Consider the following 15,569-nt stretch of genomic DNA (forward strand, 5'->3'; position numbering starts at 1 on the left):
CTTTGGTCGGCTAAGTTACCAGCAAGCTACCAGCGAAAGGTATAATTGAGCTTAAGCGCAGTTTCGTTAAATTGCGTTAAACGCTCATGCCAACCTTCGCTCAAATCAAAACCGCGATTAAAACTCAGCTGATATAACTCATCAGGGCGGCTTTGATAACGCAGCCGACTAAACACCGACAATGAGTCTGATTGCGTGTTGTGCTGCAACAAAGTTTGCCACGACCAATCTGGGTTAAACGCCACATTCACGCGTAAGCGAGTACCATACATTTGTTCTTTTTCAATCTGACGTTGGTAATGATAGAGCTGCCGGCTCAAGGCTAAGCTGATAAATTTATTCGGTTTATAGTTTAAATCAAACTCGAACTCTTTAACCTCGCTATCATAAAAATCACCGCTGGCAATACGCATTTCGCCAAACAAAGGTTTGCTGCTGTCCGTTCCCAGTGCCATTTTCCACTTTGAAAAAGTAAAGTCCTGCTCGGCAAAGGTGATGTTTTTGCCCATTTTATAAGGTGTTTTTAGTTGCTCCTTACGCGTTTCATGCTGCACATAAAGCCAAGAGCTATCTTTAAACTCAAACTGTAGTGGTCGAACGCGGTATTCCTGACTCAGCCTGTGATTATCGGTATCGTCGGTTTGCCAAAAGAAAGTGGTAAACTGAAAGTAATTTAAATAGTCAGCCAACGGCCCCTGTTTGGGGCGATGACGAAAGTGATTCACCAACTCATAGTATTGAATACCTCGGCGATTAACAAAGCCGAGCGCTGGGCGGTAATCCGCACCAATATAGCGGTATTTAGCCCGCATATAGACCGCATCATTAGGCAAAAACATCTGGCCACCATAAGCTTTGGTATCGTCGCTGGCGTGCTGGGATTGTGTTTCTTGATACCAAGCGTAAGCTTCTAAACGCTGATCGGTAAAGATCGCGTCTTCGTAACGATAATCTATGCCCCACAGCAAACTGTCACCACTGTTTTGCGCATTACCCTGCGTGGCTATCATACCAAGTTGATGGGTGCTATTAAGCTGATGACTCAAACGCACCACACTTAATTGCGTGCTGTCGTCTATCGCACCGTCCTGCGCTTGGTTGACCGATAGCACCCCAATGCGAGTGTCGCCAATCTGGCCTGCCAATTTAGTGCCCCAGTTTATGTCTAACACGCCGCTTATGGCTCCTTGCCCAATGCGTCGCGAATAAAATGGCATGCCATTTTGGTCATAGTCATTTAGGCCACCGAAGCTGAAAACTTGCGAATCTTGTAAAAAGAAATCCCGCTTTTCACTGTAGTATTGCTGAAAGCGCGTGAGGTTCATATTCACCTCATCGACCTCAGTCCCAGAAAAGTCAGTATTTAACGTCACCACCCCAGTCAAATTGGGGGTTAGCTTGTAAAATGCGTCCAGCGACGGTGTCCACGCGTGCTCACCAGCAGTCTTGCTCAACGCCAGACCCGGTTTTAGTTCAACTCCTAAGCCTTGTTTTAAGCCAGTTAGCTGAGTAATGGGCGCAACCTGCCCCGCAGCCCAACCATAGGTTTCGCCATCATTTAAGTTCCAATACACTTGTTGATATGGCGCGGAGAGTTTATGCCGCAGCTGAATGCCCCACGTATCAAGCGCTGGGTCAAACGATAAGGATTGCATCGGAATAGCCATTTCCACTCGCCAGCCGTCGGCAAAGCGCGATGTTTTCGCGTACCATAGGGTCGACCACTGAGCGATGTAATCAGTGCCGTTGACTAAGCCGTCCTCTTTCACCCCTGAAGGCGAGACATGAAACAAATACCCATCGCGTTTATCAAAATTGGTGTCGAGCGTAATACCAAAATAATCCTCATTCCAGATTGAGCTACCTTGAGTCAACACCCTGTCGGTGATGGTATCTTGTGGCTGGAATATCTCGGCCGCCACATACAAAAAATTGTCGTCATAACTCAGATAAGCGGTCAGCGGGTATTTGGGCTTATCACCAACCGTAGGTCGAAACAGCACAAAATCGCTAATTTTCACCGCCTCATCCCATTCATGGGCGCTAAAAACACCATCAATTTGCGGCGCGGTAGTCATTTTCTTCAACGCCAGTGCACCTCGGGCAAATGGATAAGGAGACTGTTGCTGCGCTACAGCCATACCTGATTGCGGCAGTAAAAAACTCACCAGTAAGGATCCCAGTTGCTTTTTCATGATAATTTCCTGTTGTTAAGCTGGCTTTGATTGTGTGGAAAGGCCGCCAAAAAAAGGTGATTGAAGCAGGAAAAAAGGTGACAAAGCGGTGAAATCTGGTGATAGACTCGTGATTATCTCTTTATAAATCAAAAGATTCGAATTTTATTGTAAGGAAGCGGCGCTACTTTTGCAGCAAGCAGCGCAAAATGTGGTTTCACAGCCAAAAGATAACAGGGAGCGTTAAGGATGTTCGAGTTGTAATTGGCGTTGTTGTAAACTACGAATGGCTGCGTCTAAACTTTCTACCTCAGTGGCATAAGCTTGGCTAATCGCGCTCATTTCTTCACTGATACTGGTTTCCCACTGCGCCCCTGCCAAGTTGTTATTGGCTTTGAGCTTTTTTTGTTGCAATGCCAAGAGCTGCGCGTCGCGCTGTTTGAGTTTAGCTTCACGTTTTCCTTCCAAACGCGCAATTTCCCGCTTAACTTGTTCAACTGCCACATAACTTTCAATATCTGCTAGCACTTGCTGAGCAGTTTGCTGCTGTGTTTGTTGAGCAGTTTGCTGCTGCGCGGTTTGCCCACCTAAAAACGGCGGCGCTTTAATGGTGACCACTTGCTGATCTTTACCGCAGGGAAATTGCGAATAAACCACAGTACCATTATCGTTGCATTTATAGACTGATGTGCTACTGGCAAGCATGAAAGGCAAAACCCAAGAGACAGTAAAAGACATAGTTATTGCTCCTTGCAAAATTCACTCAAGTACCCTGAAAGTTTACTACAAAATCGCCGCCATGGTTTAGATTTGCGATGATTAAAGCAACTGCTTTAAATTTAATTTCCTATTTTATAGACAACTACTTAAGTGCGTTTTAGAGTGTTAACAAGTTATTACATTACAGCGCTCTGAATAAGGATAGTGAGTATGTTATTTCTCGTCTTTGTCATGTCATCCTTAATAGGCATGGTGATGGGGGTTTATTCACGAAAACGCCCATGGTATGAACATGGTATCACTTCCTTGATGACGGTATTTGTTGTCGAACGTCTCTTTTTTGACAGCACTGCGCCAGATTTGACCATGCTGATAACCACCCTAGGGTGTTTATGCGCTGGTTTTGCACTCGGCTATTGGCTGAGATATAAGGTGTTTCCTTACGATTAGCGGTGCAGGTAAGCAGCTTACCCGCACATTGATGTTGATCACACCTGCCAGTTGATCGGTGTTTTACCCATACTGGTTAAAAGCTGATTGGTTTGCACAAAATGCTGACAGCCCAAGAAGCCACGATGCGCCGATAGCGGAGACGGATGCGGTGCTTGCAACACATGGTGACGGCCGCGGTCAATGGCTTTGCCCTTTTTCTGGGCATGTGAACCCCACAGCAAAAACACGATGCCATTGGCATGGGCGTTAAGCTGCTCTATCACCACATCGGTAAAGCGCTCCCAACCTAAATGTTTGTGAGAATGCGCTTGTCCTTGCTCAACGGTTAAAACGGTATTGAGTAACAACACCCCTTGCTCTGCCCACGGCAGTAAATAACCATGGCTTGGGATCTGAAACCCCGCCACTGTGCCCGCCAGCTCTTTATACATGTTGACTAATGACGGTGGTGGTTTAATGCCGGGTAACACCGAAAAGCATAAACCATGGGCTTGATCTGGGCCGTGATAGGGATCTTGACCTAAGATCACCACTTTTACTTCATCAAATGGCGTCACCTTAAACGCTTCAAACACTTGCTCCTGCGGTGGATAAACCGTCACACCTGCGGCGCGACGCTCTGCCACATAGTTCAGCGTGTCTTGAAAATAAGCTTGTTGTTTTTCATGCCCAAGTACATCGGCCCAAGTGGTCATGCTATTTCCCTTGTTGGTAATGCTGTTTTGAAAGCGCCAGTTTAGCACACATGTCGTCGATACCATCAAGCACTCGAGTGGTATAACGGTGCAGCAGATCCGCATTCACATGAATATACTGTTGATGCTTGGCAGCTGGGATCTCAGGCCAAGCTTGCCAATTGATCAACGGCACTTTTTGCTTGGTTTTTTCATCCGGCAAAATGATCACTTGCGGTTTCGCGTGGATCACATTTTCAATACCGATTTGCGGATAATCGCTACTGGCATCAGCAAAGACGTTGTCGACTTGGCAGATCTCAAGCAACTGATGCACCCAAGTGTTACGCCCAATAGTCATCATAGGTTCTGGCCACAACTGATAAAACACCGCAAGGCGCATCTCACTTTGATACTTGTCCTGTAGTGTTTTAAAACGCGTTTCAAACTGTTGTGCCTGCTTCTCCGCCTCTACTTCAAGCCCCGTTAATTGACCAAACTCACGCAGCTCTTTGGCAACATCGGCAATCTCATGGGTGTGACTGTACACTACGGGGATACCTAGCGCTGCGATTTTATCGAGATCCGTTTGCTTGTTGCCGGTTTGCCATGCAATAACTAAATCAGGCTTGAGCGCCAGCAGCTTTTCCATGCTAATACCATGGTAACCGCCAATACGCGGGATAGCATTGGCGGCTTCTGGAAAGTCAGCATATTCCACTGTGCCAACAATGCGCTCCCCAGCCCCTATCACATAGAGGTTTTCAACGATATGCGGCGCTAGGGCAATGATCCGTTGTGCCGATGGTTTAGCAACACTGCCAAATGCACATAGCGACAACACTAGCGATAACCAATATTTCATTGCTATTCCTTAAAAATCAAAGCCTTTACGTGCTTTCACGCCAGCTTCAAAGGCATGTTTGAGGTTTTGCACTTCACTGACTGTATCTGCCAAGTCTTTTAAGCGACGATGTGCCCCACGACCGGTGATAATCACTGACTGCATTGGCGGGCGGTTTTCAAGCGCACTGATCACCTCATCTAAATCCAGATAATCATAAGACACCATATAGGTCAGCTCATCTAACAGCACTAAATCAATGCGTTCGTCTTTTAGCCATTCTTTTGCAATTGCCCAAGTTTCTTGCGCGGCCAACGTGTCGGTTTCACGGTTTTGAGTTTCCCAAGTAAAACCGGTTTTCATCACCGCAAACGGCACACCAGCCTTTTCCAGCAAATTGCGCTCGCCACATTCCCACATCCCTTTAATAAACTGCACCACCGCCGCATTCATACCATGGCCCACACAACGTGCGACAGTGCCAAACCCTGACGTCGACTTGCCTTTACCATTGCCGGTGATCACTTGCAAAATGCCTTTTTCAATATCCGCCGCTGCGACTTTGGCATCGACTTGTTCTTTAACCTTTTGTTGTCGTTGTTGATGCTTGTCTTGTGATTGCTGTTCGCTCATACGCGCCTCAAGTTATTGGTTAGCCAGCGCAAATAGCTGGTCTAAATCTAAATGTTGTTCGCAAATATCCGCCAGTCGCTCTAATTGTTGTTCACGATGGCTATCTAAATCAAAGCTTTGCCCTTGCCATCGGCCACCACTCGCCCAAGCTAAAATGGCGTTACAGGCACTGCTGCTGTCGAACAAACCATGTAAGTAAGTACCTGCAATTTGGTTGTCAGCTGAAATAAAGCCATCGTATTGCACGCCCTGTGGGTGGCTACTAAAACGTAAAAAGGGTTGCTGCATAGCCGAGCCATGAGATTGTCCACAGTGGATCTCATAGCCGCTAATTGCCACACAGTTACTATCTAACAGACATTCGCCTTGTGCTTGGGTTAAGGTTTTGTGCGCGCTTAAGGTCGTGACAAAATCAGCCAGTTGTAAGCCAGTAACACGACCCAGCGACGATTCAATACCAAGCGGATCGCAAATTTCACTGCCGAGCATTTGTAATCCGCCACAAATCCCCAACACTTTGCCACCATAGCGTAAATGTTGTTTGATCTCTTTAGGCCAGCTTTGCGAGTGTTGAAATTGCAAATCACCCAGGACGTTTTTACTGCCCGGTAAAATGATCAGATCCACTTGGCCAATGGCGTCGGTATGGCGCACATAGCGTAAATCGACTTCTGGGTTGAGGCGCAAACTGTCAAAGTCGGTGTGATTGCTAATATGCGGAAACACCAACACGGCGACTTTTAGTTTGGCATCGCTAACTTGATTGCTGACATTGATGGCATCTTCGGCATCGAGTGCAAGGTCATGGAGATAAGGCAATACGCCAAGCACTGGTTTACCTGTGTATTGTTCTAGCCAATCCAAGCCGCCTTGCAATAAGCTAATATCGCCGCGAAAGCGATTGATCACAAAGCCTTTCACCAGCGCTTGTTCTTCCTCACTCAACAGTGCCAAAGTCCCCACTAGATGGGCAAATACCCCACCTTTATCGATGTCCGCAATAATGATCACCGGCGCTTGTACTTTGCAGGCAAAGCCCATATTGGCAATGTCATTTTCTCGCAGATTAATTTCTGCGGGGCTACCAGCTCCTTCGACCAAACACCAATCGTACTGCTGGCTTAAACGTTGGTAGGAAGTGAGTACCGCATCCATCGCGACTTTTTTGTAATCGTGGTAACCCGCCGCTTCCATATTCGACAGCGCTTTGCCATGGACTATCACTTGTGCGCCAGTATCTGAGTTGGGTTTTAATAAAATCGGATTGAAATCCACCGATAACGGGACTTTTGCCGCCACTGCTTGTAGTGCTTGAGCACGACCAATCTCACCACCGTCCTCAGTGACCGCACTGTTAAGTGCCATGTTTTGTGGTTTAAATGGCGCGACCTTTTCCCCGCGGCGCGCCAGTACTCGGCACAGCCCCGCTACTAAAGTACTTTTGCCAGCATCAGAGGTGGTGCCCTGTACCATTAAAGTCCGCATTTTAGTCGGCTCCTTTTAAAGTTAATGGCAAACCGGCCATCACAAAATCGACCCGCGTCGCGATACTAGCCAACTCTTGATGTAAGCGACCCGCTTCATCGACAAATTGGCGGCTTAATGCGCCAAGCGGCACGATACCTTGGCCAACTTCATTGCTGACTAAAATCACTTTTGCTTGGCACATTTGCAGGCTTTCAACAAATGCGTGTTTTGCCTCTAAAAACGCCTCTAAACCGTATTCACATAAGCCATGGGTAAACCATAAGGTTAAGCAATCTACCACCACTGCGCTGTTTGCGGGTAAGCGAGTCATCACATCATGCAGTTGCCAGTGTGCTTCTATCACTTGCCAATGCGCTTGGCGCTGTTGTTGGTGATGAGCAATGCGCGCTTGCATTTCTTGGTCTTGCGCTGTGCCTGTAGCTAAATAAAACAGTTGATCTACCGCGCCACTTTCGAGCCACTGCTCTGCGCGTTGTTCCGCCAAGCGGCTTTTCCCCGAGCGTGCGCCACCTAAAATCAACTCTAGTTGGGTGGTTATTGCCATAGCACCACCAAACAAGCGTACACACTTAGCTCTGCAAGCTGCTGCGCAGCGCCAAGGCAATCTCCGGTGTAACCGCCAAGCTGTTGTTTAAACCAACGTAAGCACAGCGCACGCAGTAACCATAACACCACGACTATCACCAGCAGCTCTGCCAGTTGCATTGGTGTGACTAACCACAGCAGTAATATCAATGCAGCGCTGGTAAGGTTAAGTAAGTCGCGACTGTTTGCTGCTAATACTTCGGCGACGGGCTTTACCTTGCTTTGCGCATCCTCTTGAACATAAGGCAAGGCACCAATAATTGAGGTCGCCATCGCGCGCGACAAACTGTGGCCAAGCAAGAGTGCCACCGCAATCTGCCAAAAGGCAGCGCTTAAACTGGCCAGCAGCAGCACTTTTAATAGCAGCAACAGCACCAAAGCCGCAGCACCATAGGTGCCAAGGCGGCTATCTTTCATTATTTGTAGCTTATGCTCAGTGCTAAATCCGCCACCAAAGCCGTCCCAGACATCGGCAAAACCATCTTCATGGAATGCGCCAGTGAGCAATAGGCTCACCGCAAGTAACAGCACCACCGCTATGGTGGCAGGGAAAAGTAACTGCAATAGCCAGTAACTAATGGCTAAAATTAACCCCAGCATGACCCCGACCAAAGCAAAATAACCACTGGCGCGGTTCAAGCTGACATCATCCGGCTGTTCGGCAAGCTTAAGGGGAATGCGGGTTAAAAATATCACCGCAAGTTTAAAATCCGTTTGCCATGCCATTAATGATTCACCTCAGTGACGGCGGCAGTTGCAAAACTCGCCATGTCGTTGTAAAACGCCGCAGCACATTGCAATAGCGGCAAAGCCAGCGCTGCACCGGTGCCTTCGCCTAAACGCAGCTGTAAATTTAACAGTGCTTCAACCTGTAAATAGTCGAGCATTTTTTGATGGCCTTGTTCACCAGAACAATGAGCAAAGACAAGATATTCTTTACAAGCAGGATAAGCCGCTACCGCCAGCATAGCTGCCGCGGTGGCAATAAAACCATCCACTAGCACCACTTTACCCGCTTGCGCGACTGCCAACATAGCACCCACCATTTGGCAAATCTCAAACCCACCAAGATGGCGTAAAATGGCCCAAGGCGATGTTAACGCCGCGCGATGTAACTCAAGCGCCTGGGTAATTAACTGGCATTTTTTCGCCATGACCTCAGCACTGACTCCTGTGCCTTTGCCCACAGTTTCGCTGGCAGGTAAGCCACTCAGGGCAGAAAATATCGCTGCCGCACTACTAGTGTTGCCAATGCCCATCTCACCAAATGCAAACACATTGCTGCCCGCTTGCAGTGCAGCGCTGATACTTTCAGCGCCAAAACTTAAACCTTGTTGCAACTGAGCTTCGCTCATCGCGGGCGCATTATGAAACGCTGCTGTTGAGCTACCAAGACGCTGACTGATCACCGCTAAATGCGCAGCTGGCGGTTGCAAAATACCGCAATCCACCACTTGTAACTGCCACCCCAATTGCCGACAAAATACATTAATGGCAGCTCCACCATTTGCGAAGTTTGCCACCATCTGGCCTGTCACTTCACTGGGGGCTATCGACACCCCTTCGGTGGCAATGCCATGGTCGCCAGCAAACACTGTCAGCACGGGTTGTTGCAATAAGATAGGTTGCTTTGCATCTACAGTTAACACTTCCGCCAGTTGCTGTGCCAGTGCTTCAAGTTTACCAAGCGCTCCCAAAGGTTTGGTTTTTTGCGCAATACGGGTGCTAATGGCACTCTTTGCACTATGCTTGAGTGGTTGAATTTTAAAACGGACCTCATTCACGAGCGCGTTCCCCGATTTTTAAGCAGTAATAAAGCTAAGAAAAACACACTGCCGATGGAGGAGGTGATCACTCCGATGGGCAGCTCTTGATTGTCGAGCAGCGTGCGGGCGGCAATATCGACCCACAACATAAACAAGCCCCCCACTAAAGCAGTCGCGACCACCCCTATCACTTTCGCCTGCGATAAGAAAAACCGCACCATATGTGGGATCATTAAGCCAACAAAGCCAATCCCACCGCAGCCCGCCACTAACACCGCTGTGACTAACGAGCTAAGTAACAATACAGTAATGCGCAGTTTTGGCACATTCACCCCTAACGTAGTGGCGCCTTCATCCCCCAGTAAGAGTGCGTTTAGCGGACGGCGTAGTAACAGCAATGCTCCTGCAACCAGCCCTACAGTTAAACAGGGCAACCATAACCAGTTCCATGAGGCGCGTGAAAAACTGCCTAAACTCCAAAATAGAATTGCAGAAATGGCTTCTGGATCGCACCAATACAACAGCAGACTGGTCAAGGCGCTGAATAAAAAGGACAACGCCACCCCAGCAAGCAGCAAGGTTTCGACTCTAGGGTTGCGGGTACTGGCCGCAAGCAATAGCAACAAACTCATTGCCAACACACTGCCTAAAAATGCCGCGCCCGATAACCACAAACCGGTATGTAAACCCGTCGCGGCAAATAACACCACCACGCCAAATGACGCGCCGGACGAGATCCCAAATAAATAGGGGTCCGCCAAAGGGTTACGGGTAACGGTTTGCAACATCATACCTGCTAGAGCCAGACCTGCCCCAGCAGTAAAAGCCAAAATGGCCCGCGGTAAACGCAGTTCAAGGACGATTTTATGCAACAGATTTTGCGCATCGTATTGCCATAACGCAGTGATGACATCCTGCGCGGGAATAGTGACCGCACCAATGGCTAACGCAGCCAATAAACTGACCAATAAGAACGAGCACAGTGACCCTAAGATTACGCTGTTTTTCATTGCTGATAGCCATAGAAATAACGAATATGGGGAATACGTTTGTCTTTACTCATCGGGCAAGGCACCTCGGTGACTTCAGCGCATACTGCAAATACGTCGCTCAGCAGGGTTTCATCGAGAATCGCGATAGGGGTACCATCGGCCACCAGTTTGCCGCTCTTCATCACTAATAGCCTGTCACAAACTGCCGCAGCAAGATTTAAATCGTGAAAAGAAGCAAGCACAGTCACGCCCATACTTTTTGCTAGCTCCATAATTTGAATTTGATATTTCACATCTAAATGACTGGTTGGTTCGTCCATGATAAGTAACTGTGGGCTTTGTACCATAGCTTTGGCTATCATCACCCGCTGTCGCTCGCCCCCCGATAAACTATTGTAACTTTGCTGCGCTTTGTCGCTTAGACCAATAGCAGCAATCGCAGCATCAATGTGGCTTTTATCAGCTTGGGATTGCGTGGCAAACAAGCTTTTATGGGGAGTAAGCCCCATGGCGACCACATCAAACAGGGCAAGATTAAAATCATTGCTGACTTCTTGCAGTACCACCGCCACTTGCTGGGCATAGTATTTGAGCGATAACGTATGAATGGCCTGATCTTGCCAGCAGATCTCACCACTATCAGGTTGCAAATAACGATACAAGCAGCGTAATAACGTCGACTTACCCGCCCCATTTGGGCCAAGTAAACCAACAAATTCGCCAGCTTGAAGGTGAAAGCTCACGTTTTGCAGGATAGCCTTGTTGGCACGACTGACACAAACCGCATCAACGCTTAATAACGGAGGGTAAATAGCTGCGCTCATAGTACCTCAGGTTTACCCTTACAAGCGGCTTTGCGGCAATACTGAGTATCAGCATCGCCAAGCAAATTCAACAATTTAAGGGGTTATATCAGTAAATAGGCGCGACGACTAAATCAACCATAGGCACTTATACCTAAGGTTTAATTTGATTGTGGTACGGCATGTTACGCCTCACCACAATATGAATATTTGTTGCCACTTGAGTGCGCCCGCTCAAGCTCGTTGCAATAGCCCTAGTATCTGACTTAACCTCAAACATTTGATTCAGCTTACCCAGCGGTATAGCAGAACATCGCAAGTTTGGAACAGTATCACAGTTGCGGGGACAGTTGAGGACTAGCACCTCATTCCCAGGGAATGCCATTGCAATTAGTGGCGCTATTATGAAGTCTAGACGGCTAAAACACAACTTTCGGCCAAGCTTTTACTTGTTCGTCAAAATAGACTTCAACCTTAAAACCGCACAAATAGGAAAATTCAATCGCAGCTAGCTGCTCACCACTGGGACGCATATTCCCGAAGATAGCCAATAGCAGAATTTTCATCACACCGGCATGGCTAACAATCAACCACTCCCCCACGCAAGGCTGAGCAAGCACGCTTTGCCACCATTGCACAACTCTGGCATGAAATGTTTCCATTGTTTCGCCTTGCGGCGGCGTATATGCCCAAGGGTCTTGCCAAAAGTCCCCAATCTGTGCGCCCTCCTCGGTACGTTGCCAAAGTTGTTCATACGGTTTACCGTCCCACACGCCAAAATCCATTTCACGCAATGCCGCCGCCACTTCAACCGGACACAGGCTTTGCTCAGCAAACGGCGTGGCGGTTTGCTGGCAACGTAGTAAAGGGGAGCTGTAAATGCGTGTCAGTTTGTTCACATCCACCATGCTGCCAGCTGAAAAATGGAGCGGCGCTAAAGCGCAGTCAGTACGGCCTAACAGTACTCCCGTTAAAGCGGGTTTTGCATGGCGTAGAAAATGCAGGGTTAAAGTCATGGTGGTCGGATGTATGAAACGACAATGCGAGCCTGAGCTCGCATTGGTCTTACAGAATTTGGTTATCTTTCCACATCTGCTCTTTGGCTAAGCGCTTTTTGCGCTTATCACATGGGTCATCGCAATCGCACACTTTGTCAATGCCCATTGAACCTAAGCCACCACAGCTACTGGCCATGGATTTCTTTTGTACAATTACGCCGACGGCCATCGCCGCTGCAATCAAAATCAGCAAACCAAAAGTAAGAATAAATACAGACATGGTTATAACCCTATAAAAAGCGAAGCTCAGCACGCTGAGTGGTGACGAATTGACGATATTATAACGCGCTTACGGATTGCTCACCACCATAAGCGCGTGACCGAACGCAAATTCCCAGTTAGCAGATGCAGCCTAGAGATATGGCGCAAATGCTGGGCTTGACCAAGTTTGAATACCCGTTGGCGTTTTACTCATTAAGTACACAGGTAAATTGTGCTCGATAGCATAAGCCTGTGCTTTTTCCATCCCCATGACCGTCAGTGCGGTAGCTAGTCCATCTGCGGTCATTGCCGAAGGATGCAGCACAGTGACCGAAACCAAGTCATGTTTAATTGGCATGCCCGTGGCAGGGTCAATTAAATGGGTATAAATCTCGCCATCCATTTCGTAGAAAATACGATAATCGCCAGACGTCGCAATACCATTAGTGCCAGGTTCAACGACACGGTGTACTTGGCGCTGTCCCATAGGGGCATCTGGCTGCTCAATGGCAATGCGCCAAGGCTCAACACCGGCTTTGTCACCAGCAACGCGCAGCTCACCACCAATTTCCACCATATAATTTTTAATACCATGCTGCTCAATTAGCTCAGCCACTTTATCAATGCCATAGCCTTTGGCAGTCGCTGAGAAAGTTACCCGCAAACCATCTATTGTCTTGCTCAGACCTTGCTCACTCAGCACCAGCTTATCAACCCCAATACGCATTAACATATCGTCAAGCTGCTCTTGAGATGGGCGTTTGGTTGGACGTTTGTCTGGACCAAAACCCCACAAATCAATCAATGGCCCCATAGTCACGTCTAACGTTTTTGTCGATTCACCGATGCGAATAGACTCGGCCGCGACTTTACGAAAATCTTCGCTTATCGCCATCACTTCGTCTGCAGGTAGGCTATTAAACTGATTGATCTCAGAATCGGGGATATAGGTTGACATCGATTGATTGACTTCCAATAACGCCTCATCAACTTCTGCTTGAAGGCTTGAACTGGTCAAATCTATGTCACCAGGAAACACTTTAATACTATAAGTGGTACCCATGGTTTTACCATGGATCTCTAACATGCTTGTATTGTTTATCGCGGGATTACATGCCGTCAATAGCACAGAAAATAAAGTCGCTGCAATTAAGGGCAATCTAAGTTGTCGGGTATTCATTATTCATCCTAAACAGCTTTCCCTGCATTTGAGGGAAAGGGTAATACACTAATTCATCTCACCAATAAAAAAGAACCCTACGGTTTACACCGCAGGGTTCTAATTATGCATAAATTACTTGCTGCATATTGATGGATTAACCACCAAAGTCATCCAGAAGGATGTTCTCGTCTTCAACACCTAAGTTTTTCAGCATGTTGATAACGGCCGCGTTCATCATCGGAGGTCCACACATGTAGAACTCACAATCTTCTGGCGCTTCATGGTCACGTAGGTATTGTTCAAACAATACGTTGTGGATAAAGCCTTTGTAACCAGTCCAGTTGTCCTCTGGTTGAGGATCTGACAAGGCTACGTGCCAAACGAAGTTGTCGTTCTCAGCTGCCAAGCCGTCGAAATCTTCCACATAGAACATTTCACGCTTAGAACGAGCACCGTACCAGAAAGACATCTTACGCTTAGACTTAAGACGCTTTAACTGGTCGAAAATATGTGAACGCATTGGCGCCATACCAGCACCACCACCGACGAAGATCATTTCTGCATCAGTGTCTTTCGCGAAGAACTCACCGAATGGACCAGAAATTGTCACTTTATCGCCTGCTTTGAGTGACCAAATGTACGAAGACATTTTACCACATGGCAAAGTCAAGTTGTTTGGCGGTGGCGTCGCAATACGTACGTTCAGCATGATGATACCGAACTCTTCTGGGTAGTTCGCCATAGAGTATGCACGAATGGTTGGCTCATCAACTTTAGACTCTAGTTTGAAGAAGCCAAAACGTTCCCAATCGCCACGGTATTGTTCTGGAATATCGTAATCAGCGTATTTAACGTGATGCGCTGGCGCTTCGATTTGAATGTAACCACCAGCACGGAACGGTACGCTTTCGCCATCAGGAATCGCAAGCTTAAGCTCTTTAATGAACGTTGCTTTGTTATCGTTAGAGATAACCGTACATTCCCACTTTTTAACACCGAAAATTGACTCTTCAAGTTCAATTTCCATGTCGTTTTTCACGTTAACCTGACACGCTAAACGACAACCTTCACGCGCTTCACCTTTAGAAATATGGTCAAGCTCAGTTGGCAGAATGTCGCCACCACCAGCATGAATGTGGACACGACACTGGCCACAAGAACCACCGCCACCACAAGCTGATGATACGAAGATACCTGCGTTAGCAAGTGCACCAAGCAACTTACCACCCGCTGGCACCTTAAGTGCTTTCTCAGGATCACCATTGATACCGATTGTAATATCACCTTCAGCAACTAACTTTGACTTAGCCGCGATGATGATAAGTACCAGCATTACTACGATAGCAATGAAAATACCTACGCCTAAATAAACCTCTAGCATGATCTCTCCTAGCTACCTTACAGTGAAATACCAGAGAAAGACATGAAGCCAAGACCCATTAGACCTACAGTGATAAAGGTAATACCTAAACCACGAAGACCATCAGGAACGTCTGCATACTTCATCTTCTCACGGATACCCGCTAGCAATACGATTGCAAGCGCCCAACCTACACCAGAACCGATACCGTAAACGATAGACTCTCCGAAGTTGTAGTTACGCTCAACCATGAACGAAACCGCACCGAAGATCGCACAGTTTACTGTGATAAGCGGTAGGAAGATACCTAACGCGTTGTATAGGGCTGGGAAGTATTTATCCAAAGCCATTTCAAGGATTTGTACTAAGGCTGCAATAACACCGATAAAGGTTAAGAATTTCAAGAAGCTTAAATCCGCTTCAGGGAAACCCAACCACTCAAGTGAACCTGGCGCCAAAATCGCATGATAAACAACTTGGTTCACTGGTACTGAAATACCAAGTACGGCAACAACCGCAATACCAAGACCTAACGCAGTTGTTACTTTCTTAGATACTGCTAGGAAAGTACACATACCTAAGAAGAAAGATAAAGCTAAGTTTTCAATGAAAACCGCTTTAACAAATAAGCTAATATAATGTTCCATCTTTCTCCC

Annotated in this window: 17 protein-coding genes and 1 riboswitch; of the genes, 1 reads left to right on the top strand and 16 read right to left on the bottom strand. The window is 47.4% G+C overall.

The window, feature by feature from the left end; translation table 11 throughout:
• Positions 1-26: 26 nt before the first annotated feature.
• Both ACFOEE_RS12855 and ACFOEE_RS12860 read right to left on the bottom strand, forming a co-directional pair.
• On the bottom strand, positions 27-2,195 hold the full coding sequence (locus ACFOEE_RS12855; protein WP_377124865.1) for a carbohydrate binding family 9 domain-containing protein: 2,169 nt from the start codon (positions 2,193-2,195) through the stop codon (positions 27-29).
• A gap of 222 nt (positions 2,196-2,417) precedes the next feature.
• Complete coding sequence (locus tag ACFOEE_RS12860) at positions 2,418-2,912, bottom strand: DUF4124 domain-containing protein (RefSeq protein WP_377124867.1); 495 nt, start codon at positions 2,910-2,912, stop codon at positions 2,418-2,420.
• A 192-nt stretch (positions 2,913-3,104) separates the two neighbouring features.
• Between ACFOEE_RS12860 and ACFOEE_RS12865 the strand changes: the two genes are divergently transcribed.
• Positions 3,105-3,344 (top strand): hypothetical protein, encoded by a 240-nt coding sequence (locus ACFOEE_RS12865; RefSeq protein WP_377124869.1) that lies wholly within the window; start codon positions 3,105-3,107, stop codon positions 3,342-3,344.
• 38 nt (positions 3,345-3,382) lie between these two features.
• Here ACFOEE_RS12865 and ung read toward each other — a convergent pair whose 3' ends face one another.
• The 14 genes from ung to nqrE form a co-directional block, all read right to left on the bottom strand.
• Complete coding sequence (ung, locus tag ACFOEE_RS12870; protein WP_377124871.1) at positions 3,383-4,042, bottom strand: uracil-DNA glycosylase; 660 nt, start codon at positions 4,040-4,042, stop codon at positions 3,383-3,385.
• A 1-nt stretch (position 4,043) separates the two neighbouring features.
• Entirely contained in the window at positions 4,044-4,886 is an 843-nt protein-coding gene (locus tag ACFOEE_RS12875) for a cobalamin-binding protein (RefSeq protein WP_377124873.1), read from the bottom strand.
• Positions 4,887-4,895: 9 nt separating this feature from the next.
• Positions 4,896-5,498, bottom strand: a complete 603-nt coding sequence (gene cobO, locus ACFOEE_RS12880) for a cob(I)yrinic acid a,c-diamide adenosyltransferase (RefSeq protein ID WP_377124875.1) — start codon at positions 5,496-5,498, stop codon at positions 4,896-4,898.
• 12 nt (positions 5,499-5,510) lie between these two features.
• On the bottom strand, positions 5,511-6,983 hold the full coding sequence (locus tag ACFOEE_RS12885) for a cobyric acid synthase (protein WP_377124877.1): 1,473 nt from the start codon (positions 6,981-6,983) through the stop codon (positions 5,511-5,513).
• Between the two features lies 1 nt (position 6,984).
• Positions 6,985-7,530, bottom strand: coding sequence for a bifunctional adenosylcobinamide kinase/adenosylcobinamide-phosphate guanylyltransferase (gene cobU / locus ACFOEE_RS12890; protein WP_377124879.1), 546 nt, complete (start codon positions 7,528-7,530; stop codon positions 6,985-6,987).
• Positions 7,521-8,297, bottom strand: coding sequence for an adenosylcobinamide-GDP ribazoletransferase (locus ACFOEE_RS12895; protein ID WP_377124881.1), 777 nt, complete (start codon positions 8,295-8,297; stop codon positions 7,521-7,523). The genes cobU and ACFOEE_RS12895 overlap by 10 nt, the downstream gene beginning before the upstream one ends.
• On the bottom strand, positions 8,297-9,355 hold the full coding sequence (cobT, locus tag ACFOEE_RS12900; RefSeq protein WP_377124883.1) for a nicotinate-nucleotide--dimethylbenzimidazole phosphoribosyltransferase: 1,059 nt from the start codon (positions 9,353-9,355) through the stop codon (positions 8,297-8,299). The genes ACFOEE_RS12895 and cobT overlap by 1 nt, the downstream gene beginning before the upstream one ends.
• Positions 9,352-10,347, bottom strand: coding sequence for a FecCD family ABC transporter permease (locus tag ACFOEE_RS12905; protein ID WP_377124885.1), 996 nt, complete (start codon positions 10,345-10,347; stop codon positions 9,352-9,354). Before ACFOEE_RS12905 ends, cobT begins: the two co-directional genes overlap by 4 nt.
• Positions 10,344-11,153: an ABC transporter ATP-binding protein gene (locus ACFOEE_RS12910; RefSeq protein WP_377124887.1), complete on the bottom strand. Its 810-nt coding sequence runs from the start codon at positions 11,151-11,153 to the stop codon at positions 10,344-10,346. Before ACFOEE_RS12910 ends, ACFOEE_RS12905 begins: the two co-directional genes overlap by 4 nt.
• Positions 11,154-11,365: 212 nt before the next feature.
• A riboswitch (cobalamin riboswitch) is annotated at positions 11,366-11,551 on the bottom strand.
• On the bottom strand, positions 11,552-12,148 hold the full coding sequence (locus ACFOEE_RS12915; RefSeq protein ID WP_377124889.1) for a histidine phosphatase family protein: 597 nt from the start codon (positions 12,146-12,148) through the stop codon (positions 11,552-11,554).
• Positions 12,149-12,197: 49 nt separating this feature from the next.
• Positions 12,198-12,410, bottom strand: a complete 213-nt coding sequence (gene nqrM, locus ACFOEE_RS12920) for a (Na+)-NQR maturation NqrM (protein ID WP_377124891.1) — start codon at positions 12,408-12,410, stop codon at positions 12,198-12,200.
• A gap of 132 nt (positions 12,411-12,542) precedes the next feature.
• Positions 12,543-13,571 carry an FAD:protein FMN transferase gene (locus tag ACFOEE_RS12925; protein WP_377124893.1) on the bottom strand — a complete coding sequence of 343 codons (1,029 nt, stop codon included), beginning with the start codon at positions 13,569-13,571 and terminating at the stop codon, positions 12,543-12,545.
• Between the two features lie 136 nt (positions 13,572-13,707).
• Positions 13,708-14,934 carry an NADH:ubiquinone reductase (Na(+)-transporting) subunit F gene (nqrF, locus tag ACFOEE_RS12930; RefSeq protein WP_377124895.1) on the bottom strand — a complete coding sequence of 409 codons (1,227 nt, stop codon included), beginning with the start codon at positions 14,932-14,934 and terminating at the stop codon, positions 13,708-13,710.
• Between the two features lie 17 nt (positions 14,935-14,951).
• Entirely contained in the window at positions 14,952-15,560 is a 609-nt protein-coding gene (nqrE, locus tag ACFOEE_RS12935; protein ID WP_377124897.1) for an NADH:ubiquinone reductase (Na(+)-transporting) subunit E, read from the bottom strand.
• Positions 15,561-15,569: the final 9 nt, after the last annotated feature.

It is taken from the genome of Pseudoalteromonas fenneropenaei, assembly GCF_042643375.1.
GTDB lineage: Bacteria > Pseudomonadota > Gammaproteobacteria > Enterobacterales > Alteromonadaceae > Pseudoalteromonas > Pseudoalteromonas fenneropenaei.

Coding starts and splice junctions, on each gene's coding strand:
- ACFOEE_RS12895 (WP_377124881.1), bottom strand. CDS start 8,297: ATGGCATGGCAAACGGATTTTAAACTTGCGGTGATATTTTTAACCCGC.
- ung (WP_377124871.1), bottom strand. CDS start 4,042: ATGACCACTTGGGCCGATGTACTTGGGCATGAAAAACAACAAGCTTAT.
- ACFOEE_RS12905 (WP_377124885.1), bottom strand. CDS start 10,347: ATGAAAAACAGCGTAATCTTAGGGTCACTGTGCTCGTTCTTATTGGTC.
- ACFOEE_RS12875 (WP_377124873.1), bottom strand. CDS start 4,886: ATGAAATATTGGTTATCGCTAGTGTTGTCGCTATGTGCATTTGGCAGT.
- cobU (WP_377124879.1), bottom strand. CDS start 7,530: ATGGCAATAACCACCCAACTAGAGTTGATTTTAGGTGGCGCACGCTCG.
- ACFOEE_RS12885 (WP_377124877.1), bottom strand. CDS start 6,983: ATGCGGACTTTAATGGTACAGGGCACCACCTCTGATGCTGGCAAAAGT.
- cobO (WP_377124875.1), bottom strand. CDS start 5,498: ATGAGCGAACAGCAATCACAAGACAAGCATCAACAACGACAACAAAAG.
- ACFOEE_RS12915 (WP_377124889.1), bottom strand. CDS start 12,148: ATGACTTTAACCCTGCATTTTCTACGCCATGCAAAACCCGCTTTAACG.
- ACFOEE_RS12925 (WP_377124893.1), bottom strand. CDS start 13,571: ATGAATACCCGACAACTTAGATTGCCCTTAATTGCAGCGACTTTATTT.
- nqrM (WP_377124891.1), bottom strand. CDS start 12,410: ATGTCTGTATTTATTCTTACTTTTGGTTTGCTGATTTTGATTGCAGCG.
- nqrF (WP_377124895.1), bottom strand. CDS start 14,934: ATGCTAGAGGTTTATTTAGGCGTAGGTATTTTCATTGCTATCGTAGTA.
- ACFOEE_RS12855 (WP_377124865.1), bottom strand. CDS start 2,195: ATGAAAAAGCAACTGGGATCCTTACTGGTGAGTTTTTTACTGCCGCAA.
- nqrE (WP_377124897.1), bottom strand. CDS start 15,560: ATGGAACATTATATTAGCTTATTTGTTAAAGCGGTTTTCATTGAAAAC.
- ACFOEE_RS12865 (WP_377124869.1), top strand. CDS start 3,105: ATGTTATTTCTCGTCTTTGTCATGTCATCCTTAATAGGCATGGTGATG.
- ACFOEE_RS12910 (WP_377124887.1), bottom strand. CDS start 11,153: ATGAGCGCAGCTATTTACCCTCCGTTATTAAGCGTTGATGCGGTTTGT.
- ACFOEE_RS12860 (WP_377124867.1), bottom strand. CDS start 2,912: ATGTCTTTTACTGTCTCTTGGGTTTTGCCTTTCATGCTTGCCAGTAGC.